Below are 21,006 nucleotides of genomic sequence, written 5' to 3'. Positions count from 1 at the left end.
GAATGTTTGAAAAAATACTTAAAATTGCTATTTCACACCCAATCGTAGCCATAGGGAGCTTGTCTCCCCTGGTTCCGATTATTTTGTCATATTATTATAAAAAATATTTCGGGAAAGCCCTTAAAGCCATCACACTTTTTTGTGTGGTTTTTGTGCTAACAGATATTCCATTGTGGGTAACTGCAGGTTTAAAAATGAGTAACATCGTTTATTATTCTTTTCGAGACTCTTTAATTTTTGCTCTACTTGTTTTGGTTTATGCCATCGGCTTACGTAAAAATAAATTTAGGCAATCTATTTATTGGTTTACTTTCAGTGTGATGATAGTGCTAATGTTTTGCCAGTTTATGCCACATGCCTTGGCAGCTAATTTATTGTGGATTTCTAGATTATTGACGGCATTTATCGCCATTAGCTACTTTTATGTACTTTTGGCTGACCTCAAAGTCAATGATATTCTGTTTTTTCCATTCTTTTGGTTTAACTCTGGCGTTTTAATATATGCGATAAGCTCAATATTTATCAGTTTATTTAACCACCTAACTATAGGGATGGATTCTGCTGAAAATGATTTCAGGCTTTTTACCAATATCTTAGAATTACTTAATATTTCCTTATTTTTGTTTATTTCCATCGCATTTGTAGTTTCAAAGCGGAATTTTAAGTCAAAAATAAAATGAACATTCATCCTACGGTTTTTGTGGTTGTAGGCACAGTGATTTTACTTTTCTTGGGTATTTTAATCATTGCGTTTGTGGTATACTATCAGCGAAAACAATTTAAACTTCAGATCAGCCAAAACTTAGAAAGACAGAAGATAGAATTACAATACCAAAAAAAGCTCCTAGAAAACTCAATGGAGGTTCAAGAGCAGGAGCGAAGAAAGTTGGCAAAAAATCTACACGACGAAGTAGGTGCTATTCTGTCTGTTTTAAAAATGGGTAATAATCAGTTGTATAAATCAACTGAAATTACTGAAAAATTAAAGTTGTTAGTTCAAAATAATACCGAATTAATAGAAGAATCAATAAATATAGTCAGGAGTATTTCGAAAGATTTGGTTCCTCAAACTTTGGAAAATTTTGGGCTGGTTTATGCCATCGAAGAGTTTATTAATAAGATTAATAAAAACTCAAATATCCAGGTTGATTTTAATTATGAAAACCTTTCAGCGTCTAACCGTTTTGGGGTGAATCTAGAATTGGCTGTTTATAGAGTACTACAAGAATTGTTTAATAACGCCATTAAGCACTCTCAAGCTACAGAAATTGAACTTTTCATAAATTATTCAAAAAACCAACTTTTCATAGTTTTCGAAGACAATGGCGTAGGTTTTGACTTTAAAAAGGAGTTGAATTCGCCTTCAGGTGGATTGGGTTTAAGAAATATTCAAAGTAGGCTTTCTTTGATTAAAGGCGAAGTAGAGATTTCCTCAGTGGAGGGTCAAGGAATGAAGTTTGAAGCAATTTTAAAAGATGTAAGTATGGTGTGATTTGTTTGTGGTTAAATTTTATTAATTTTATCGAAATGTCATGAAAAATTTAAGTGAGAAGTACGAAAGTCTAATAAACTTTGACAACTATGCTCAATCTACGCTCGCAGCTTTTAAAACCAAGAGAAAAATGAAGAAAATAAGAATTGCTTTAGTCGACGACCACACCTTGTTTAGAAAAGGCTTGTCTTCTATTTTAAGTCAATCAGATGATATAGAAATCGTTTTTGAGGCTACTAATGGTATGGAATTTTTAAATCACGAACAATATGGGAATATTGATTTGGTGCTTTTGGATATTCAAATGCCAGTTTTAGATGGAATAGAAACTACTAAACGTATCAGAGAAAAAGACAATGACCTAAAGATAATAATTCTTTCTATGCACGATGAAGATCAGTTTATACTGCATCTAATGGAGCTAGGAGCACACGGATATTTACTGAAAGATACCGATACCGACGAAGTACTGTCTGCCATTAGGAAAGTGTACGATTCGGGTGTTTATTTTTCTGAGTTTGTAAGTAGGCTTATGTTTAGAAAAATGAGCAAAGCCCCAACCACAAAAAGCAAAATATTTAATTTTAAGACAGACCTTTCTCAAAGAGAATTAGAAATCCTAAACCATATTTGCGAAGGCATGACCACCAGCGAAATAGCAGATAAAGTTTGCATTAGCCCACGTACAGTAGAAGGTCATCGCCTAAGAATTATGGAAAAACTCGGCGTGAAAAACACCGCAAAGCTAGTGGCTTATGCTATTAAGAATGGATTAGTTGAGTAACCAATCTTACTCTTTCATTATTGCAGTTGCCTCTATTTCAACCATAAACTTTGGATCAATCAGTTTGGAAACCTCTACCATTGTAGTAGCAGGTTTTATTTCTAGGAACATTTCGGCGTGGGCCTTTCCTACCTCTTCCCATTTGCTTATATCCGTTACGTATATTCTGGTTCTGACTACATGACTAAGCTCAGCTCCAAGTTGCTTAAGCGTATTTTCTAGTTTTAGAAGGATAAATTTGGTCTGAAGATATGCATTATTTAACCCCACAACTTCCCCGCTATTATCTGTAGAAACAGTTCCACTAACTTCAATCGTTCTACCAACTTTTACTGCTCTAGAGTATCCTACTTTCTCTTCCCAAGGTGATGAAGAAGAAATATTTGTACGTTTCATAATGTTATAAGGTTTTATATTTTAATTAGGCATGTGCGATGTTTGGTACATGGAAATACTCCTCAAATAAACAAAAAAAACAAGTTAAAGAACCTTTAATTGGTATAAAATTATGATTATTTAACTTTCCAGCTAAGTTTATTGATAGACTCACCTATGGTTTTTCCCATTTCTAGGCCTAAAGTATTGTCTTGGCTGGTGTGTATGCCTCCATAAAGTCTTGAAATCCCACATTCTAACGCAGTATCCCATATTTTAGTAAATGTTCTTTTTTTGAATTCCACATTTCTGAATTCGTCTTTTGGCCTTCCTACGTGCGTGTTATCTTCAAACGTCACCTCATTACCAAATACGGAAATTAGCACCGTGGCGTTGGCTGCTGCTTGAGTAGAATGGCCAGATGTAAATGCTGGAAAAGGAGGTTCAGGCCAAAATTGATTAAAAGAACCGTTGATGTTTCTTCTGATGTAACCTGTAGGTCTTTCTGAGTGATAGGTATATTTTACTTTGAAACAACAAATAAACGCATCGGCTACTGACATACCTACCTTTGCAAATGTTTCAGCAGCTTTAAATAGATTCACCTTTTGCTGTGCTATTAAAAGTTTTCCAAGGTTATATGAGTGCCCTGGAGGAGCGGCTGAAACAGCGGGGTCGTCTCCCCACCAAAGGGCTATCTCTTTTTGTTCTTGAGTTAAGCCCAATGTGATGTCATAAACTTCTTTAAATTCTTTATAATACGCTGAGGACTTATCAGTTGAATATTTTAATGCTTCAGGAACTGGAATTTCGGAGCTAGCTTTAATGAAAGTTCGATTTTGCCCCCATTTTGGATGCATTGGGTAAGGAAGTGCCGCCTGACCACCAAAAGGTGGCGACCAAAAACCAAGACCTTGAGGGTACATATAGTTCATGTCTTGGACATTCAGATTCCCTTGATGTCCACCATCGTTAACAGACCATTGGTAAATCTTTTCGGCTATACTTATTCCGTATTTCTTTGAATTAGTAATAATGCTAGAGTCTTTCACTGCCAAGAGTCTTTCTTTTTCTATAGCTGTCTCTAAAGAGTCAATTCTAGTATTATAAATGGAATGAGAGTTAAACCACATTTTTTTGATAATGTAGGCTTGGCCCGCGTTTAGCGAAGTTTCCCAGTCTATTTTTTTTGCATCGGCAGGCATCGGAAGTGCTCCAAGACCGTTAAGTTCTGTTGCTATTGATTTGTATTCAATGCTGCCTGGTGCTATGCTTTCGTACATAGTTAAGCCTACATAACCCAGTGCCCTGCTCAAATAGGTCGGGCTATTGTTTGGCTGATGTTTTATATGATATAAGGTGGCTTCGGCCCATTTTATGGCGATTGTATTATCAAGTGCTAATTCTTTGGGTGGGTCTGGTACTATTTCAACCACATCCTCGGTTTTACTACATGACCAAACAACTGATGCTAACGCTACTAAAAGTACTACTTTTTTCATTTTTAAAATTCTAAATATGGCTTAATTTTTTCTATGGTCTCATTGTCCAAAATCTTTATTTTTCCCAAATCATCAGCATTATTATAGTCTCCGTGTTGGTTTCTATACGCTATAATTGCTTTAGACTGGTTGTATTTTAGATATGGGTGTCTGATAGTTTTTACTGTGTTAATCTTTATTTTAGAGACTGGTTTTTCAATAAAAGCATACTTTTTTAACTCTGGCAACACTTCTAAAGGAATACCGTAGGTTTGACTTACTTGATCTAAATCATTAAAGCCACCAAGTTTTTCTCTGAAACTTATTATTCTACTTGCAAAAACTTCGCCAATTCCATTGATTTGCTTTAAAGTAGCAGTATCTGCCGTATTAATATCAAATTTAGCTATAACTTTTTTGGTATATTTCTGAGTTTTTTCCTCAGGTTTATCTGTATATGTTAAGTCAGAAATATCTGTTTTGCTGTATGTTTGTTTTTCGGGCAAATCTATGAAATCTACCAACGATATATAAAGTTCTTCGTCTACACCGTATATTTTTTTAAGGTCTTCTTTGTAATTAAGTTTACCACCTTTTTCTAAATAGTTTTCCAGAATATTGGCTGCCTTGCCCGAAAAACCCAATGTCAAAAGGTCTTTTTTGCTGGCAGTGTTGGGGTTGAACCTAAAGTGCTTAATTTCTATGTTACTTTCTGTTTTTTTGTATTTGGGATATTTAGAATATTTGGAATATTCTGATTTGGTGTAAGGATCTTTTTCCTCAGCCTCGGGGACAGTTAACTCTCCATATTTTTCTATTACAATTTGACTTTTTTTGTCAGAATTATAACTGCTGTATATAAATGTGGCAGTAACAGAAATGAAAATTATCAAAAATGAATAAAACGCAGATTTTGATTCATTAAAAGTAAGGTCTAACTTTTCTCTTAAAAATTGTATAAAAAAGTTCATATGGGTGGTTTTTCTAAGTCATAAATATCAAAAAAAAATCCCTATCTAAAAAAATAGATAGGGATTTTTTGCTTGTAGGTTAACTTTATTTCGTAAACTCAACACTAGATATTCCGAAAAGTGGCTTTCCGTCTGCACTTGAATTCTTAAATATAAAATACAAGTCCTCGGGTTTTAAATATGATTTGTTAAAAGCAATAACCAGAGGTTTCATGTTTGCACTTGAAACTTCGGCTTCACCTATTTTTTCACCGGAAATCCCTCCTAAACGCAATTCTATTTTTCCGCCTATTGATTGCTTTCCATCACTGAATGCATTTATTTTTAATGCCTTGATTCCAGTTAGGTCTATGGCTGTAAACTTTGCCCATGAGTTGTCATTTGCAATAAGTAAGTTGCCTATTCCTGGAGCATCATAAGTGCTTGTTCCTTTAATTTGATCTGCCGAAACTGCACTGACTACTGGACTTTTAAGTGCTATTGTTTTGTTGCTTGTGATTGGTCCTATTTCATTTGCTCCTTTGTCTGTATAAGATGCTTGTACAAGATAAGCTCCACTCTTTTTGCCAATATGATCACTTACTTGGTAAACTCCCGATAGCGGCTTAGAGCTAGGCTTCGGGTCATTGATAGAGAGAATGTAATCGGCCATTTCTCTGGCATCGTTAAGACTTAACTGAGGATGGGCCGCCATGGCTTGCTCACCCCAAACACCACCGCCACCCGTAATTATTTTGTTTGCTAATTTACTGATGTTAGTAGAGCCTTTTTTGTATTTTCCTGCTATTTCTACGTAGGCTGGCCCTATAGATTTTTTGTCTTTTGAGTGGCACGCCGCACAGTCACTAAGTTCTATCAACCTTTTTCCTAACATAAAACTTTCGTTTGATTTGTGGCCTTGCTCAAGCATGGTCTTGTCGTACCCCTCCAAGTAGTTAATGGTTACGTTGACATCTTCTGGGCTAATTCCTTTATTTAATGTGCCGTCTTCTTTGTCTTTAACTTTTACTTGGTAATCTATTTTATCATCAAAAAAGAAGGTTTTGTTTCCTACCAATTCAATGTTTACCTCTGGGCTAGCGTTTCCAACTTTTATTCTAATTTCCTCCGTAGTTTGGTTTCCAACGGCATCTTTTACAGTTATTTTCACGTCATAAATACCAGGATTTTTAAATGTTGTCTGCGGATTGGCAAGTTTTGAAATAGGTATACCTTTCCCGAAATTCCACGTGTAAGTCATAGCATCTTTATCGAAATCTACGGTTCCTTCCGAACTGAATTTTACAAGTAATGGAGATGCTCCTTCTGTAATATTTGCAGCAATTTTTACTGAAGGTTTTCGGTTTCCTTCGTTAAACTCAATACATGAAAGCATAGCTTCTTCGTTTTGAGAGAACCAATTCATACCATATTCCAAAAGGTACATTTTGCCGTTGATATCAAATGTCATGTCCATTGGGTGGTAGAAGGTAGTAGATGGCATAAATTTCTCCATACCCGTATAATTGCCGTTTTCGTCTAAATCTACGGTAATAATCCAATCTCTCATCCATTCATATATAAAAAGTTTGTTATCATAGTATGCTGGAAATTTGCCTTTTGAGTTTTTATATTCTGAAAAATTATAGACCGGCCCACCCATTGGGTTTGCACCGCCTTTTTCCAACAATGGAAACTCCTTAGATTCTCCATAGCCATACCAAATCATAGGTTTTTGGGTAGGAGGTAGGTTAGTTAAACCCGAGTTATGAGGCGAAAGATTAACTGGCTTTAAAGGGTCAAAATAATCTCCCGAAACTTTAGTTTCAAAATCATAAGCACGATATGGTGTAGAATTTCCTGCAAATAATGGCCAACCGTAATTGCCAGCTTTGCGAGCCTGATTAAATTCCACAAGGCCTTCAGGTCCACGGTCAGGACTTGTTTTTCCAGCATCGGGACCTATTTCGCCCCAATACAAAAAGTCATTCTTTTTATCTACCGATATTCTGTATGGGTTTCTATTTCCCATTACAAAAATCTCAGGTCTAGTTTTTTCCATTCCTACCGGGAATAAGTTGCCTGCAGGTATTGTATATGTACCATCTGCTTGTGGAGTAATCCTTAAAATCTTACCTCTTAAGTCGTTTGTATTTCCTGAGGTATGTAAAGCATCCCAGCCTTTTCTGTCTTCTCTAAAATCTATTGGGGCATAACCGTCTGAGGCAAATGGGTTGGTATCGTCTCCAGTAGACAGAAACAAGTTACCTTTGCTATCCCAATCTATTGAACCTCCTGTGTGGCAACACTCAATTCGCTTTGTAGTTACTCTAAGTATTACTTTTTCAGTATCATATAGGATAGTGTCTTTTTGTTGGTCATAGGTAAATCTCGATAAAAACTGGTCGGTATGTTGGTCGGTTTCTGGCGAATAATAAAAGTAAATCCAGTTGTTTTTTTCAAAGTTTGGGTCTATACCTACACCCATCAAGCCATATTCAAATTTCTTATAAACGTTTAAGTTACCAACCACTTTTGACTTTCCGGTGATGGTGTTAAACATTTTGATGGCTCCTTTTCTTTCAGTAAATACTACCTTTCCGTTAGGCATTGCTACCAATTCAGTAGGCTCATCTAAATTTTTCATTAGATTAGTCTTTACAAATCTATTCTCTTCTGGGGCTCTTTTTGACTTTGCCTTGGTGTAGTCCAGTTTGTTTGCCATTGCCCATTTTAATCCTTCCGTAAAGTGCTTAACCATTAATGGTTCTTCGAAGGTTTCGGGTGTGTGGCCAAAGTTAGTATAGAATGATTTTCCTCCATCAAATTCGTGAAACCATGCCATCGGGTGAAAGTCGCCCATTTTGCCTTTCTTATAAGTTGACTCATCTACTGTAATTAAGAAATTTAGAATGTCTTTTTGTAGCGATTTGAAATCATAAAATTCATCTTTTTTATCAAAAGTAGCAGGCATATGAGACGTGGAAGGGTGATTTGAGTTTACCACAGTCATTTTACCAGTTTGAACATTTGATACGTCGCCACCCGGGTGGCTTGCAAAATACCCTCCCATAAGTTTGTTGTACCATGGCCAGTTGTATTCGGTGTCAGATGCCGCATGAATACCCATGTAGCCGCCGCCTGCTTGAATATACCTTTCAAAGTCAAGTTGCTGAGCAGGTGTCAGAATGTCTCCTGTGGTACTAAGGAAAACTACACATTTAAACTGTTTAAGGTTTTCTTCATTGAAGTCATCGCTGTTTTCAGAAAACGTCATTCTGATGTTTTCTTCTTTTCCGATTTTTTCAAAGAAAGCTTTACCTTCTTTAATTGAGGCATGTCTAAATCCTTGCGTTTTAGAAAAAACGAGTACTTTGTTTTCTTGAGAGTAAGAGCAATACGTACTTATAGAAATTAGAACAAGGAGGTTGAATAATTTTAACATTTTAATTTTTAAAGGTTTAGTACAAATATAGTATTCCCAAAAATATTTATATCATTAAATAGATATAATTGATGGTTTGTATGGTGAGGGTCTAGTTTTTAGCTATAACGAAGAATTGGGTAGGTAAAATTGGAAATAAAAAAGCCTCAAAGAAATTAACTTTGAGGCTTCTTAAAAACAAGACCAAAACAACTTATGCTTCTGTCTCTTTATATTTTACAACCAATTGGTCATTTAAAAATTCTTCTAAAGCTACACTTGTAGGCTTAGGTTGTCTTTCATAAAACTTAGAGATTTCGATTTGCTCTCTGTTTTCAAAAATTTCTTCTAAATTATCTACGCTTGAAGCAAATTCGCTAAGTTTTTGAGTTAGCTCTTCTTTTGTTTTGATAGCAATTTGCTGAGCTCTTTTTGATACAACAAAAACAGACTCATAAATATTTCCTGTTTTACTTGCTAAAACGTCTGTATCTCTAGTTACTATTGAAGCATTAATAGCCATATCTTATATTTTTTAATTACTTGTTCTAAAATTATTTGCAAAATTAATTCAAAAAAACCATAAAATGTTATTTTTGAGGATTTTGTTTACTTCGAGTTCTCTAACTCGGCCTTCTTTTTGGCTTCTTCTATCTCTTTTTCTGTTTTAGCAACATTTTCTAAACCTTTCAAACATTTGTCATAAAACTTCTGAAGGTCTTTTAAATATTTACTAGAAGGGTATTTGTCAATGAATTTTTCGTAAAAAGATATAGCCGTATTATATCTTTCTCTTTGTTTCAAGAAAAAGCTTACGTCTGCAAGTTCAGTTTGAGCAATAATTTGGATGTAACTTAATTCCTCATTGAACTGAGAATCTGGAAAATCTTTTCTGAAATTATCAACACTTACTACCGTAGCTTTATAATTACTTCTTCCTAAAAACGATGGCTCACGGGTTTTGAAGTATAATTTGGCTTTTTCGTAAGCTTTAAGTTCTAGTCTGAATCTTAAGTCCTTAAGGTCTTTGGTACAGTTATCGGCATACTTACTGTCTGGGTAGGTATTTATAAATGTCTGAAGGGCATCTATGGCAGTTAAGGTACTAGTTTGATCAAGGTTGTGAGGAGGAGAATCTTTAAACATCGAATAGGCGTACATATAGTAGGCTTCTTCGGCAAAAGGACTGTTTGAATACGTTGCATAAAATGTTTTAAACATATATGAACTCATCTGAAACTGGCCTTGATAGTAATTACAATACGCATTGTAAAACTGAGCTCGCTCTGCTGTGCTGTCTCCTTTAAGTAAAGGTGAAATTTCTTCTAAAAGCACTCCTGCTTTATAGTAATCCGCTTTTTTATAATATTCAATAGCTGCATTGTATTTTTGATCTACAGTGCCTTTTTTAATCAGCTGATTGAATTTTTTTGAGCAGGATATCGATAATACGCTTATTCCTAAAACGATTAGTAAAAATCTAGATTGCTTTAATTTCATGAAACAAAATTACGAATGTAAAGGGATAATAACGTAGTGATGGTAGAAAAAATTGGAAAAAGAGAGATTAAATATTAATTGTGACGTACAAGTAGTTTTTTGGTGGCTATTTTCTTGCCATCTATCACTAGTTGGTACATGTAGATTCCTGATTCCCATGAAGAAGTATTTACTTTTAGCCTCTCCGTAGTTCTTCCAATTTCATATTCTGCTATTTGCTTACCCAATAAATTGAAAAAAGATACGTTACCAGTATCGAAGTTGCCTAAAATTTTATAATCTAAAAATGCGTAGTCGTTTGCTGGGTTTGGATATATATTGGAAATGGATATTTTTTCGTTCTTAAATAACTTATCTGAATTATCTATGGAGCTATTAGCTGCAGAGGTACTAGAAGTCTTGTTAGAGGAAGTATTATTGATTAATAAATTTCTATAGAATAAATTGATTGATGACTTTGAGTCAACATTAAGATTTTTTACCGCATTGGCTTTATCAAAGATACTGTTTGAAGGAGGCGTAAAGCTGGCTTTTTTAGGGTTTTGGCCCACATTAAGTCTCGACTTGTTACTTGACACTTGGCCAAATACTGCCGATACTGTAGTGAATGCTACAATAAAAATGACAATTATTTGATTAGTGAACTTCATATGTAACTTCGGTAAAATTATTTGCGTATAAGCTTTCCTTTTATTTATTAAACAAAAATATATATAAAAATACAATATTTAATCTATTAGACGACAAAAACACCCAAAAGGTTGCCTGAAAAATGAAAATTAATTAAATTTTAATATAATTTGACAAAAATCATTCCAAATCAAGGCATTAACAAGGTATTTTAGCTGCTCGGTTTGCATGTCTACCACCCTCAAAATCAGTCGATAAAAACAACTTTACGAACGCTAACGCTTCTTCTTTAGAAACAAATCTTGCCGGTATACACATTATGTTGGCATCGTTATGTTGTCTAATTAATTTCACCACGTCTTCGTTCCAAACTAAACCTGCTCGTATGCCTTGGTGTTTGTTTGCTGTCATACATACGCCATTTCCGCTTCCACAGATCAAAATTCCGAAATCAAATTCTTTATTTTCTACTGCTGCTGCCAAAGGATGGGTAGAATCTGGGTAATCCATTGATTCCGTAGTGTATGGCCCAAAATCTGAAGTGCCGTAGTTTTTTTCTTGTAAATACTTAAGGATGAATTGTTTGTGTTCAAATCCTGCGTGGTCTCCGCCAATTGCTATTCGTAATGCCATGATTCAAAAAAAAATTAAACTTATTTTTGCAAATATACGTTGTTTAAGACCTTAAATTGACAAACAATTTTAAAAATTAACACAAGCAGAAAAACTGAATAAATATGAGCGATAAAAACGAAGAAGTTAAAATTAAAGAAGCTTTTCAAGAAAGAAACTGGAATGAAATTCAAAGTCAAGACTCTTGGCAAATATTTAAAGCCATATCGGAGTTTGTAGAAGGATACGATAAATTAGCCAAAATAGGACCGTCTGTGTCTATTTTTGGTTCGGCAAGAACTAAACCAGACAATAAATATTATAAACTAGGTGAGGCCATTGCTTCTAAATTAGTGGAGAAAGGGTACGGTGTTATCACAGGTGGTGGGCCTGGTATAATGGAGGCAGGAAACAAAGGTGCCAAAGAAAAAGGAGGAAAGTCAATAGGCTTAAATATAGTTTTGCCTTTTGAACAAGTCCCAAATCCTTACGTAGATGTAGATAAAAGTATCAATTTTGATTATTTCTTTGCTCGTAAGGTTTGTTTTATCAAATATTCCCAAGGTTTTATAGTAATGCCAGGTGGTTTCGGTACGCTCGATGAACTTTTTGAAGCTTTAACATTGATTCAAACCAAGAAAATTGGGAGGTTCCCGATTGTTTTGGTAGGTTCTGAATATTGGGGTGGGCTAATGACTTGGATTAAGACCACAATGCTTGACGAGATGAATATCAATGCCGAAGACTTAAATTTGATTCAGTTGGTAGACACAGCCGAAGATGCCATTAAAGTAATAGAAGATTTTTATAATAAATATTTATTACAACCTAACTTTTGATTTAAAGAGAAGTTTCGAACACAAAAAAAACACCTTTTCGGAGGTGTTTTTTTTTGTGTTTATATCAAAATAATAAGTCTAAATCGAGGGCTTCTTTGAGTTTCCAAATAGCTGGATTTTTATTTGCCATAGATTCAAATTTTTCCTGCTCGGTTCTTGGTTTTGCTTTGGTTTGCTCTGCTGTTATAATCGCTTCGGCGGTAATAGTGCCGTTCTCAAGTTTTTTCCGAAGGAAATCTAATAAGTCTTGGCGAAGCTCATAAAAAATGTCAAATTTTACCTTGTTGGCTAGTTTAAATGTAAACGCTGTGCCTTCTAAATCAAATTCGCTAGTAAAAACCATCTTTTGAGTTTGGGATGATTTTAACTCTGAAAATTCCATTAAAACACCTATGGCTTGTCCTTTCGAAAAAGATTTCGATAATCCATTGTTACTTGAATCTACTAAGGGGTTTGAGTTTGAATTGCTACTTTGAGATACTTCCTCTTCTAAATCTTTTATGGATTTTAAAGACTTAAATCCAGATTTTTTCGGTGGTTTAGGAATTGGATTGCTAGCTGCGGAAGGTGCAGCTGTACCTGTGTTAGCTGTTTGAGAATTGTTGTCAGAGCTGGTTTGAGAGGGCTTTTCTAAGCCACCATCAACTTTTTTTTTTCACCTTCGTCAGATCCCAAGTTGGCTAAACTAAGAACTGCGTTTATCTGTGAAAGCTTTAAAAGACCAATTTCAACATGAAGCCTTTGGTTTTTTGCGGCCTTAAAGTTTAAGTCCAATTGAGAACCTACACTCAGTGCTGACATTAAGAAACTCATTGAAGTTTCTTTTGATTGAGTCAAAAACTTCTGTTTGGTGCTTTCGGAAACGTCTAGTAGTTCTACCGTCTGAGGGTCTTTGCACACTAAAATATTTCTAAAATGCTCATTTAAACCAGCTATAAACTGGTGAGCATCAAAACCTTTGGCAAGTATTTCGTTGAAAATTAAGAGCGTCTCTGATATGTTTCCAGCGTAAAGGCTATCAAGCATTCTTAAATAGTAATCGTAGTCTAAAATATGGAGGTTTTCTAATACTTCGGCATATGTTAAACTACGATTTGACGAAAACGTAACGTTTAGGTCAAACATAGAAAGTGCATCTCTGAGACCTCCGTCTGCTTTTTGAGCTATAAGCTCCAAGGCTTCAGGTTCGGCTGCAATGTTTTCTTTCTCTGATATTTTAGCCAAATGAGACGCCATGTCTTTTATCTGAATTCTGTTGAAATCAAATATTTGACATCTACTCAAAATGGTCGGGAGAATTTTGTGTTTTTCTGTGGTAGCCAATATAAATATGGCATACGAAGGCGGCTCCTCTAAGGTTTTCAGGAATGCGTTAAATGCAGCCTGAGAGAGCATGTGAACCTCATCAATGATATAAACCTTGTATTTCCCGTCTTGAGGTGGGAACCTTACTTGGTCTATCAGGTTTCTGATGTCTTCTACTGAGTTATTTGAAGCAGCATCGAGTTCATGAATATTAAATGAAGCATTTTGGTCAAAATTCTTACAAGAAGTACATGCATTACATGGCTCTATTTGTTCGCTTACATTTTGACAATTTATGGTCTTGGCCAATATTCGGGCACAAGTGGTTTTACCAACACCCCTAGGTCCAGTAAAAAGGAAGGCTTGTGCTAACTGGTTAGATTTGATGGCATTACGTAAAGTAGTAGTAATATGCGACTGCCCCACCACAGAATCAAATGTGATAGGCCTATATTTTCTAGCTGAAACTACGAAGTTTTCCATGTCACAAATATATAAAAGAAAATTAGAATCTGAATCTTGCTTTTTCAAGCTGTTTTTCTTTCCGAAATATTAAAACTCTAAATATTAGTAAGTTGCAGGATAGTGTAGAAGTGTAAAAAAAAGTTTTAATATAAAATTTAGCATTTTTAGACAAAAAAAAGCCCGAAAAGAAAGACTATTTCGGGCTTATAGCGTTTTCATGGTTGAATAAATGACTTGCAAATCTAATCTTTACAGAATTAGTTTTGGGAGGCATATCTATTAAAGCAAAGATTTTATGCTACCATTTAGCCTTTTTAATCGACCATCGTTTTTTTTAGGTTTTTCTAAAACTTTATTGGGTTTTTATTAAAACCATCTTTTGTTTATCTATCTTATTTACCGTTTTGCAGAATTCTAGCCATGTTTCGAAGTTTTCTTTTTTATACAAACCGCCTTTTATACATAGGCTTCTGTAAAGAAAAATCTGTTCGTTTTCTTGTTTGATTTCTGAGTGATAGCTACCAAAAGGTTCTTCTAAATGTGTGGTTTTTCCTAAGTGCTCAGGTTTATAACCCGCAGGTAGATTGAATGCAATGGTATCAATGTCGCAGAAGCTGTACGAATTTGGGTTTAAAAAGAGCATGTTTTTCCTTGGGCCAACCTGCGGATCTGGCTCTATGAAGCCACTCAAAAGGTTTGCTTTTATGAGCATCCGAGGACCGCTGGTACTTGCCAGTTTTTTAGCTGATATTTCTATGTTTTCGTGTAACTCAGGAATCCTGTTTTTAATTCTTTTGCCCTCAAAATTGGTTAAGTCAAAGGTGCCCAAGGTGATGCTTTTTTGAAGCCATGTTTTTTGGTCTTCTACATTTTTAGTTTCATACAGATTTGCTCTAGTTTCGTGCTGAATTCCCGTGTAAACTGTTTTCGAAATAATTTTGGCATCGCCATTTACATCAATTTCTGCTTTTATTTTCCTGATTTGTAGGTTGTCAGTTGGCAAATACGCTTTGGTATTTACCAATCTTCCTCCGTCGTTTTTTATTAAAAGAGCTTTTCTGTTTCCCGTAAAATCTCCCTGATAACCAAAAGCTCCGGTTTGGCTGGTGCATTCTAACCAAATGGTGTCATTTTTGACTGGTACACAAGCTATAACATGGTTAAAACGCATACTTGGAAATTCTTCATTTTTAAAATGCTCACGTTCGCCTGCTTTTATAAGTGCTGGATATGCTTTTATACCTTCTGTTTTGAGGAGTGCTATTGTAAAATTTGTTAAAGCCTTGCAATCGCCGTAGCCTTTGGTGGCTACCTCTGAAGCCAATAATGTTTGCCAGCCGCCAATGCCTAATTGAATACTCACATAGCGGGTCATGGACTGCATAAACTCATAGGTTAACTTTATTCGTTTTATTTCGTCTTTTTCTGCCCCTATATATTTTTTTAGTTTAGCGATAGTTTCCGGATCTACTTGGTCTCGGTCTTTGTTTAAAATGTAGTAAAACTTTGAGATATCTTCCCAAGTTCGCATAGTGCCTTGGTAGTTTTTAACTTTAAACTCAGATGGGGCAAGTTGCACGAAAGGTAAGGTTTCATGCAGAGAAAACTCTTCAAATTTAAGCGGTTCTACATTTTTAATGCTCCAAGATTCAAGTGCGTATTTATCTGCGTGAGATTTTATGGATGTGTTGCTTAGGCTTCTTTCTATTTTTCGATAGGGGATGTTGTTTAGACTGTAAACATTAAAACTTGAGCTTTCTATTCCTACATTTTCTTCAGTAATGGGTTGCCAACTCGGATAAAACATCATGTTGTTGCTTTCTTCTTCAAAACTAAACTCTACTGTGTAAGGATACGGATAATACTTTTTGCTAAATTCAGCTACTTTCATTCTACCATCGGTTACGTCATTTGTAAATCTACCATAACCAATATCTCTTATATCGCTTGATTTTAGTTTTTTCAATGATTTTCCAAACTCATCAAATAGCTCCCCTTCTATTTTTTTTATTTTAGAAAAATCATCATAATGTGCCTCAAAGTATGCGTAGTCTTCTTCTCCTTTTTCATTGAAAATCGTAACTGCCCAATGTCTTTTGGTTACCGAAGAGCCAATGCTTTCTATATAAAAATCGGTATTGTCGAACCTTATTACGGCATTGGCGTTCTGTTTTAAGTTTGCCGGAATGGCATAAATCGCCAATGAGGTTTGGGCAACCAATGGTTCACATCCAATTAGTAATAAGCCAATTATAAGTTTTTTCATGTGAATTATTATTTGTGTTTTAAAACAATTTGTTCGTCTTGTTTATTGACCACTTTGTCAAAGAACAGTTTTAAGTCAGGGTATAAGTCAGGGCTAATTATAGGATCTTTTATAACTAATCTCGATACCACCATAATAGAATTTTTTGACTCGTCTTTAACACAATTGTAGACAAATGAAGCGGCCTTTCCAGATATTATAGTGCTCATAGATGCTGGCAATGAAACCACTTCGAAGCCTTTTGGAATGGCAATTTCGCATTTGTAGGTATGGTCTTGTGAATAGGCAAAGTCTACCGGATATTTTCTTTCTTCAAGTTTAAACGGGTTAGTTTTGTATCTGCCTTTCAGGTTTGGATTTAAGTAGATCATATCCTCCATTATTCCGCCGTCTTCATATTCAAATTCGAAGTTTGTTTTTATGGCCTCGTTTTTATTGTCCATTTTTTCGTTAACCAGTTTACTTATTTTAAGTTCGCTGTTATCTGAAATTAGGTTTTCGTTATACGTCTTTTCTCCTTTTTTGAAAAAATCTGTTCGTACATCGGCTGCATAATATCCGCCACCACTTATGTTATAGGTGCCTTTTGCTTTATTATCCATTGGCAGCAATTCAACCTTAAATTCTTCCAAAGTATTATACCTGTGTGTAGGTGCAATTTTTACAAATTCTCCTCCTTTTTCGGTGATTAATCTACCTGTACTATTTAGGCAATGTTCGGGTATCATTCCGAAATACAAAAATGGACTACTAAGGTCTAGATTGATGGTTTCGTCGTTGAGGTTTACTTGGCAGTACGTATAGTTAAATCTATCAATCAATGGAAAGAATTCATTTATTCTGCCGTTATCTCTGGTACTTGTAATTACTGGATTTGCATTAAAATCTAGTTCTCTCAGCAGTGCCACCAGCATTAGATTTAGTTCAGTAGGGGAGCCCTTTTTGTTAGTAAATACCTTTTTTAAGTCTTCGGCATATATACTATTGTAGCTATCGTCGGCACTGAAGTTTCTGGACATATAATCGTATACTTTTTGTAGCCTTTCTTTTTTGTCTGCTATAACTTTAAATGCATCTACCAAATCGCTCAAGTACTTTTGCTTTTTTAGTCTTTTGCCAAAATACTCATGTTGATTGAGGGTGTTGTCAAGGTCTGGCCATGTGGTGGAGTAAATTTTTGTAAGTTGCTCCGGAATCATGGTTTGAGACAGCTCAAATTCTATTTTCGAAATGTAATCTTCTCTCGAAGTCAAGTAAGGCTCTTTTTTGAAAGCAGGAGCGTCCTTAACCCCAAATATATAATGTAGTCCCGAAGCATTTAGTTTTGAATGCCCCATGTTTATCGAAACCGTCTCTTGGGTATTAATATTTAGAGGCAAGTAGCCGCCCGAAATCATCTGGTAGTATAAGTATGAAGGAATTGTGATGTCATAAATACTCCAAAGCGTGGGGTCATTTCCTTGGAAATACCAAGTGTCAGGTTTGTCTTTGACCGATAAAAAGGAGCGTTTTTTGTATTTGTATTCTATTATGCTTCCTTCACGCACATTGGGCATGCTGACTTTTATTTTATAGTTGGTGTTGGTTATTTTTTCTGAGAAAATAGATTGTTTCTTTAGTTCGTTTTTTACCATACTGCCGTTTTCTATGTTGTAAGTGGCACCGTCTATATCGGTAATATATTGCTCTTTTCCAGCCGATGACCTGTAAAATGGAATTACAATTTCACCTCGGTCCATTCCTGATTTTTTTAATACTTTTTTTCTGATGTGCAAATATGAGTCAATGTAAAAACCGTAATTGTCATCATAGCCAAACGAAACGTCAGATTTTTCATACAATACCACAGCCTCAGCCGAGGTGTCTATAGCATACGTTTTTTGTTTGATTTCTTCTGAAGAAATAACGCCAAATTTGATGTTAGGTACTTGCGAAAATGCTGTTAGATTTAAAATGATGAGAGCAGGGAGGAGAAGTTTTTTCATGCGTATTTTTTGTATTTGTAATGTGCTAGAAATTTAGTTTTTCAACATTTGATTTCTTGTCAAAAAATATGCCTTGTTTTGTTTAAAATTAAAAAAGAAAATTTAATAAACCTCAAATAAAAAAAAAGAGACAAAAAACTTTGTTTTTGCCTCATTTATAAGTGTTTTAATATTGATTGGAAGGTATCAAGAAAAATAAATATTTTATTTTACTGAGTTTCTCATTTTTGGTATTAAAAAAAGAAAAGTTCTATTTATCCTTCAAACATATCGCTAAGTCCTCCTAAAATTGAACCGCTTTCTTTTCTCGAGTTTCCTCCATAAGGAGAAAGTCTTTGGATAAGTTTAGATATCGGTAATGACTGAATCCAGACTTTTCCGGTGCCACTCAATGTAGCCAAAAACATGCCTTCTCCTCCAAATATCATCGATTTTAGTCCGCCTGCTGACTGTATGTCAAAGTGGAGTTGCGGCTCAAAAGCCACAATACAGCCTGTGTCTATTCGTAAAGTTTCGTTTTGCAGCGTACGCTCCATTACCACACCACCCGAGTGGATAAAGGCCATGCCGTCTCCTTGTATTTTTTCAAGAATAAAACCCTCTCCACCAAAAAGTCCTGCCCCAAATCGCTTGTTAAAATGAATAGAGATACTGGTACCCATAGCTGCACAAAGGAACGCGTCTTTTTGAACAATCAGGGTGTTTTGAGAAATAGTAGCTAAGTCTACTGCTTTGATAGTACCTGGGTAGGGAGCCGCAAAAGCCACTTGACGCTTAATGTTAGAACGGTTGGTAAAGTGAGTCATAAATAGTGACTCGCCCATCAATACCCTAGAGCCAGCCTTGAAAATCTTCCCCATTAAGCTTTCGCTAGTGTTTGAGCCATCGCCCATTTTGGTTTCAAATGCGATTCCATCTTCCATAAATAGCATAGAGCCTGCCTCGGCCACCACGGTTTCTTGTGGGTCTAGCTCTATTTCTACTACTTGGATATCTTCTCCAATTATCTTGTAATCAATTTCATGACTTCTCATCGTCTTTCAAGTGTTTTAGTTTTTTATCTTCTACTTTTGTGTTTAAAAATGCATTTATTTTTTCGATATCATACGACATCTGAATCTCGCCAAATGAATTTACTTTGATATCAAACCCATCTAAGTCTTTGTGGACTTTTGGTAAATCTTCTTTTTCTATTTTTTTCTTAGACATACTGTTCTTCTGATTTTATGACACTAAAATTATGAAATTATTTTTAGACTCTTTAAACAAATAGATATTTGGAAAAATAAGTTTAGGAAAGGTTTAAAAGAGGGTTAGTTTAACCAAAAAATAATATGGACTTGGTAAGGGTTTAATTAATAAAAAATATTATTATTGTAGTACACTATTCAATCATAATCTTATGTCAATAAAAACTAATGATAACGGCAGGAGGCAATTCCTCAAAACCGGCCTTGCTGCAGCTGGGTCTTTTTTTATAGTTCCTAGGCATGTTTTAGGAAAAGGCTTTATTTCGCCAAGCGATAAACTTAATATTGCATCTATAGGTGCAGGAGGAAAAGGCTGGAGTGATTTGAACAATACTTATAACAATGGTGCTGAAAATATTGTAGCTCTTTGTGATGTAGATCCGGGCCAGTGCAAACGTGCCATTGAGAAGTTTCCGAAGGCGAAGTTATATACCGATTTTAGGGTAATGATGGAGCAAATGAAAGGGGAGATAGATGCAGTAACTATTTCAGCTCCCGATCACATACATGGTGTGGCGGCTATGACGGCTATGCAAATGGGTAAGCATGTATATGTTCAAAAGCCTTTGACGCACAATATTTATGAAACGCGTATGCTAACTGAAGCCGCTCGTAAATATAAGATGGTTTCTCAGATGGGAAATCAGGGGGCTTCGAACCCCGGTCAGCAACAGATGATAGATTGGTTTGAAAAAGGAATGATTGGTACCGTGGATACAGTATATGTATGGACCAATAGACCCGTTTGGCCTCAGGGAATCCCGGTTCCGACCACCAAGCCAGCCTTGCCAGACACAATGAGCAAAGCCAATTGGGACGTCTTTATTGGACCCGCTGATTATGTAGATTATCACCCACTATATCATCCATTTAAGTGGAGAGGCTGGTGGAACTTCGGTACAGGAGCACTTGGAGATATGGGCTGTCACCTAATTGACCCTCCATTTAGAGTTTTGGAACTTGGATATCCGACAGAAGTAGAATGTTCGGTTGGGCAGGTGTTTTTAAAAGACTGGGTACCTGAATATATTCCGGAAGGTTGCCCGCCGTCTGCCAATGTGCAGTTGAAGTTTCCTGCCACTAAGAAAAACAAGAAAGACATTAAGATGATATGGACGGATGGAGGTATAAGACCTTTTCACCCTGACTTGATTCCAGCCAATGATTCTATTGGGGAAGATGGAAGTGGTAACGGTGTTATGATGATCGGTAGCAAAGGAATTATGACTTGCGGTACGTATGGATTGAACCCCAAGGTATATAAAAATAACGGCGACGTTATTACTATGCCGAAGGATTATAAAACTAAAAATCCGAATGAGAAATTGCCTGAATATGGACATCATGTGTCGTGGTGCGATGCCATAAAAGATGGTTATGGAAGCAAAAAGCATAAGGCCTTGACATCTTCGTTTGATTATTCGGGTCCATTAACAGAAACTGTGCTAATGGGAAATCTTGCGATTAGAAGCTACGGTTTAGGCAAACAAAGAGCATCTGGAAATGGTCTTGATTTTGAAGGTCGTAAGAAGTTACTTTGGGATGGAGCAAATATGAAAATCACGAATTACGATGATGCCAATCAGTTTGTAGCAAGAAACTATCGTGAAGGCTGGAAGTTGATATAATTGTTTTTTTGAATTTTATA

The 21,006-nt window shown here is 35.6% G+C and carries 18 protein-coding genes and 1 pseudogene; 5 read left to right on the top strand and 14 right to left on the bottom strand.

The features are described 5' to 3' along the window. The first annotated feature begins 2 nt into the window (after nucleotides 1-2). The 3 genes from ACFOOI_RS06585 to ACFOOI_RS06575 are packed head-to-tail and all read left to right on the top strand — an operon-like array spanning nucleotide 3 to nucleotide 2,276. A complete protein-coding gene (locus ACFOOI_RS06585; protein WP_379836347.1) occupies nucleotides 3-680 on the top strand; it encodes a hypothetical protein in 678 nt (225 codons plus the stop codon). Next, a complete protein-coding gene (locus ACFOOI_RS06580; RefSeq protein WP_379836345.1) occupies nucleotides 677-1,492 on the top strand; it encodes a sensor histidine kinase in 816 nt (271 codons plus the stop codon). Before ACFOOI_RS06585 ends, ACFOOI_RS06580 begins: the two co-directional genes overlap by 4 nt. A 40-nt stretch (nucleotides 1,493-1,532) precedes the next feature. Next, nucleotides 1,533-2,276 (top strand): response regulator, encoded by a 744-nt coding sequence (locus tag ACFOOI_RS06575; RefSeq protein ID WP_379836343.1) that lies wholly within the window; start codon nucleotides 1,533-1,535, stop codon nucleotides 2,274-2,276. A 6-nt stretch (nucleotides 2,277-2,282) separates the two neighbouring features. Here ACFOOI_RS06575 and ACFOOI_RS06570 read toward each other — a convergent pair whose 3' ends face one another. The 8 genes from ACFOOI_RS06570 to rpiB all read right to left on the bottom strand — a co-directional run bounded on the left by ACFOOI_RS06570 (nucleotide 2,283) and on the right by rpiB (nucleotide 11,269). Then, nucleotides 2,283-2,672 carry a RidA family protein gene (locus ACFOOI_RS06570; protein WP_379836341.1) on the bottom strand — a complete coding sequence of 130 codons (390 nt, stop codon included), beginning with the start codon at nucleotides 2,670-2,672 and terminating at the stop codon, nucleotides 2,283-2,285. A 116-nt stretch (nucleotides 2,673-2,788) separates the two neighbouring features. Further along, entirely contained in the window at nucleotides 2,789-4,153 is a 1,365-nt protein-coding gene (locus ACFOOI_RS06565; RefSeq protein ID WP_379836340.1) for a vanadium-dependent haloperoxidase, read from the bottom strand. 2 nt (nucleotides 4,154-4,155) lie between these two features. Further along, nucleotides 4,156-5,103 carry a helix-hairpin-helix domain-containing protein gene (locus tag ACFOOI_RS06560; protein WP_379836338.1) on the bottom strand — a complete coding sequence of 316 codons (948 nt, stop codon included), beginning with the start codon at nucleotides 5,101-5,103 and terminating at the stop codon, nucleotides 4,156-4,158. A gap of 85 nt (nucleotides 5,104-5,188) precedes the next feature. Then, nucleotides 5,189-8,527, bottom strand: a complete 3,339-nt coding sequence (locus ACFOOI_RS06555) for a ThuA domain-containing protein (RefSeq protein WP_379836336.1) — start codon at nucleotides 8,525-8,527, stop codon at nucleotides 5,189-5,191. Between the two features lie 193 nt (nucleotides 8,528-8,720). After that, on the bottom strand, nucleotides 8,721-9,029 hold the full coding sequence (locus ACFOOI_RS06550) for a DNA-directed RNA polymerase subunit omega (protein WP_379836334.1): 309 nt from the start codon (nucleotides 9,027-9,029) through the stop codon (nucleotides 8,721-8,723). A gap of 86 nt (nucleotides 9,030-9,115) precedes the next feature. Continuing rightward, nucleotides 9,116-10,006, bottom strand: a complete 891-nt coding sequence (locus ACFOOI_RS06545) for an outer membrane protein assembly factor BamD (protein WP_379836332.1) — start codon at nucleotides 10,004-10,006, stop codon at nucleotides 9,116-9,118. 74 nt (nucleotides 10,007-10,080) lie between these two features. Then, nucleotides 10,081-10,656 (bottom strand): T9SS type A sorting domain-containing protein, encoded by a 576-nt coding sequence (locus ACFOOI_RS06540; protein ID WP_379836330.1) that lies wholly within the window; start codon nucleotides 10,654-10,656, stop codon nucleotides 10,081-10,083. A 178-nt stretch (nucleotides 10,657-10,834) separates the two neighbouring features. Next, a complete protein-coding gene (rpiB, locus tag ACFOOI_RS06535) occupies nucleotides 10,835-11,269 on the bottom strand; it encodes a ribose 5-phosphate isomerase B (RefSeq protein ID WP_379836328.1) in 435 nt (144 codons plus the stop codon). Nucleotides 11,270-11,373: 104 nt separating this feature from the next. On the opposite strand from rpiB, the gene ACFOOI_RS06530 reads away from it, so the two are divergent. Further along, complete coding sequence (locus ACFOOI_RS06530; RefSeq protein WP_379836326.1) at nucleotides 11,374-12,087, top strand: LOG family protein; 714 nt, start codon at nucleotides 11,374-11,376, stop codon at nucleotides 12,085-12,087. 64 nt (nucleotides 12,088-12,151) lie between these two features. Here the strand turns inward: ACFOOI_RS06530 and ACFOOI_RS06525 are convergent, their stop codons facing one another. From ACFOOI_RS06525 to ACFOOI_RS06500, 6 genes and pseudogenes are all read right to left on the bottom strand, one after another. After that, complete coding sequence (locus tag ACFOOI_RS06525; protein WP_379836324.1) at nucleotides 12,152-12,469, bottom strand: hypothetical protein; 318 nt, start codon at nucleotides 12,467-12,469, stop codon at nucleotides 12,152-12,154. A 290-nt stretch (nucleotides 12,470-12,759) separates the two neighbouring features. Continuing rightward, a pseudogene (locus ACFOOI_RS06520) lies at nucleotides 12,760-13,875 on the bottom strand (DNA polymerase III subunit gamma/tau); the annotation flags it as partial. Between the two features lie 334 nt (nucleotides 13,876-14,209). Next, complete coding sequence (locus ACFOOI_RS06515) at nucleotides 14,210-16,123, bottom strand: DUF3857 domain-containing protein (RefSeq protein WP_379836320.1); 1,914 nt, start codon at nucleotides 16,121-16,123, stop codon at nucleotides 14,210-14,212. 8 nt (nucleotides 16,124-16,131) lie between these two features. Then, nucleotides 16,132-18,108, bottom strand: coding sequence for a DUF3857 domain-containing protein (locus ACFOOI_RS06510; protein ID WP_379836318.1), 1,977 nt, complete (start codon nucleotides 18,106-18,108; stop codon nucleotides 16,132-16,134). 254 nt (nucleotides 18,109-18,362) lie between these two features. Beyond that, nucleotides 18,363-19,142 (bottom strand): TIGR00266 family protein, encoded by a 780-nt coding sequence (locus ACFOOI_RS06505; protein WP_379836316.1) that lies wholly within the window; start codon nucleotides 19,140-19,142, stop codon nucleotides 18,363-18,365. Continuing rightward, nucleotides 19,129-19,317 carry a hypothetical protein gene (locus tag ACFOOI_RS06500; RefSeq protein ID WP_379836314.1) on the bottom strand — a complete coding sequence of 63 codons (189 nt, stop codon included), beginning with the start codon at nucleotides 19,315-19,317 and terminating at the stop codon, nucleotides 19,129-19,131. The genes ACFOOI_RS06505 and ACFOOI_RS06500 overlap by 14 nt, the downstream gene beginning before the upstream one ends. Nucleotides 19,318-19,510: 193 nt before the next feature. Between ACFOOI_RS06500 and ACFOOI_RS06495 the strand changes: the two genes are divergently transcribed. Continuing rightward, nucleotides 19,511-20,986 carry a Gfo/Idh/MocA family protein gene (locus tag ACFOOI_RS06495; RefSeq protein ID WP_379836312.1) on the top strand — a complete coding sequence of 492 codons (1,476 nt, stop codon included), beginning with the start codon at nucleotides 19,511-19,513 and terminating at the stop codon, nucleotides 20,984-20,986. The last annotated feature ends 20 nt before the right edge of the window (nucleotides 20,987-21,006 follow it).

Source organism: Lacihabitans lacunae (genome assembly GCF_042649125.1).
Classification (GTDB): Bacteria; Bacteroidota; Bacteroidia; order Cytophagales; family Spirosomataceae; genus Leadbetterella; species Leadbetterella lacunae.
Note: the sequence above shows the minus strand (reverse complement) of the source record. Positions and strands in the feature narration are given on the sequence as shown.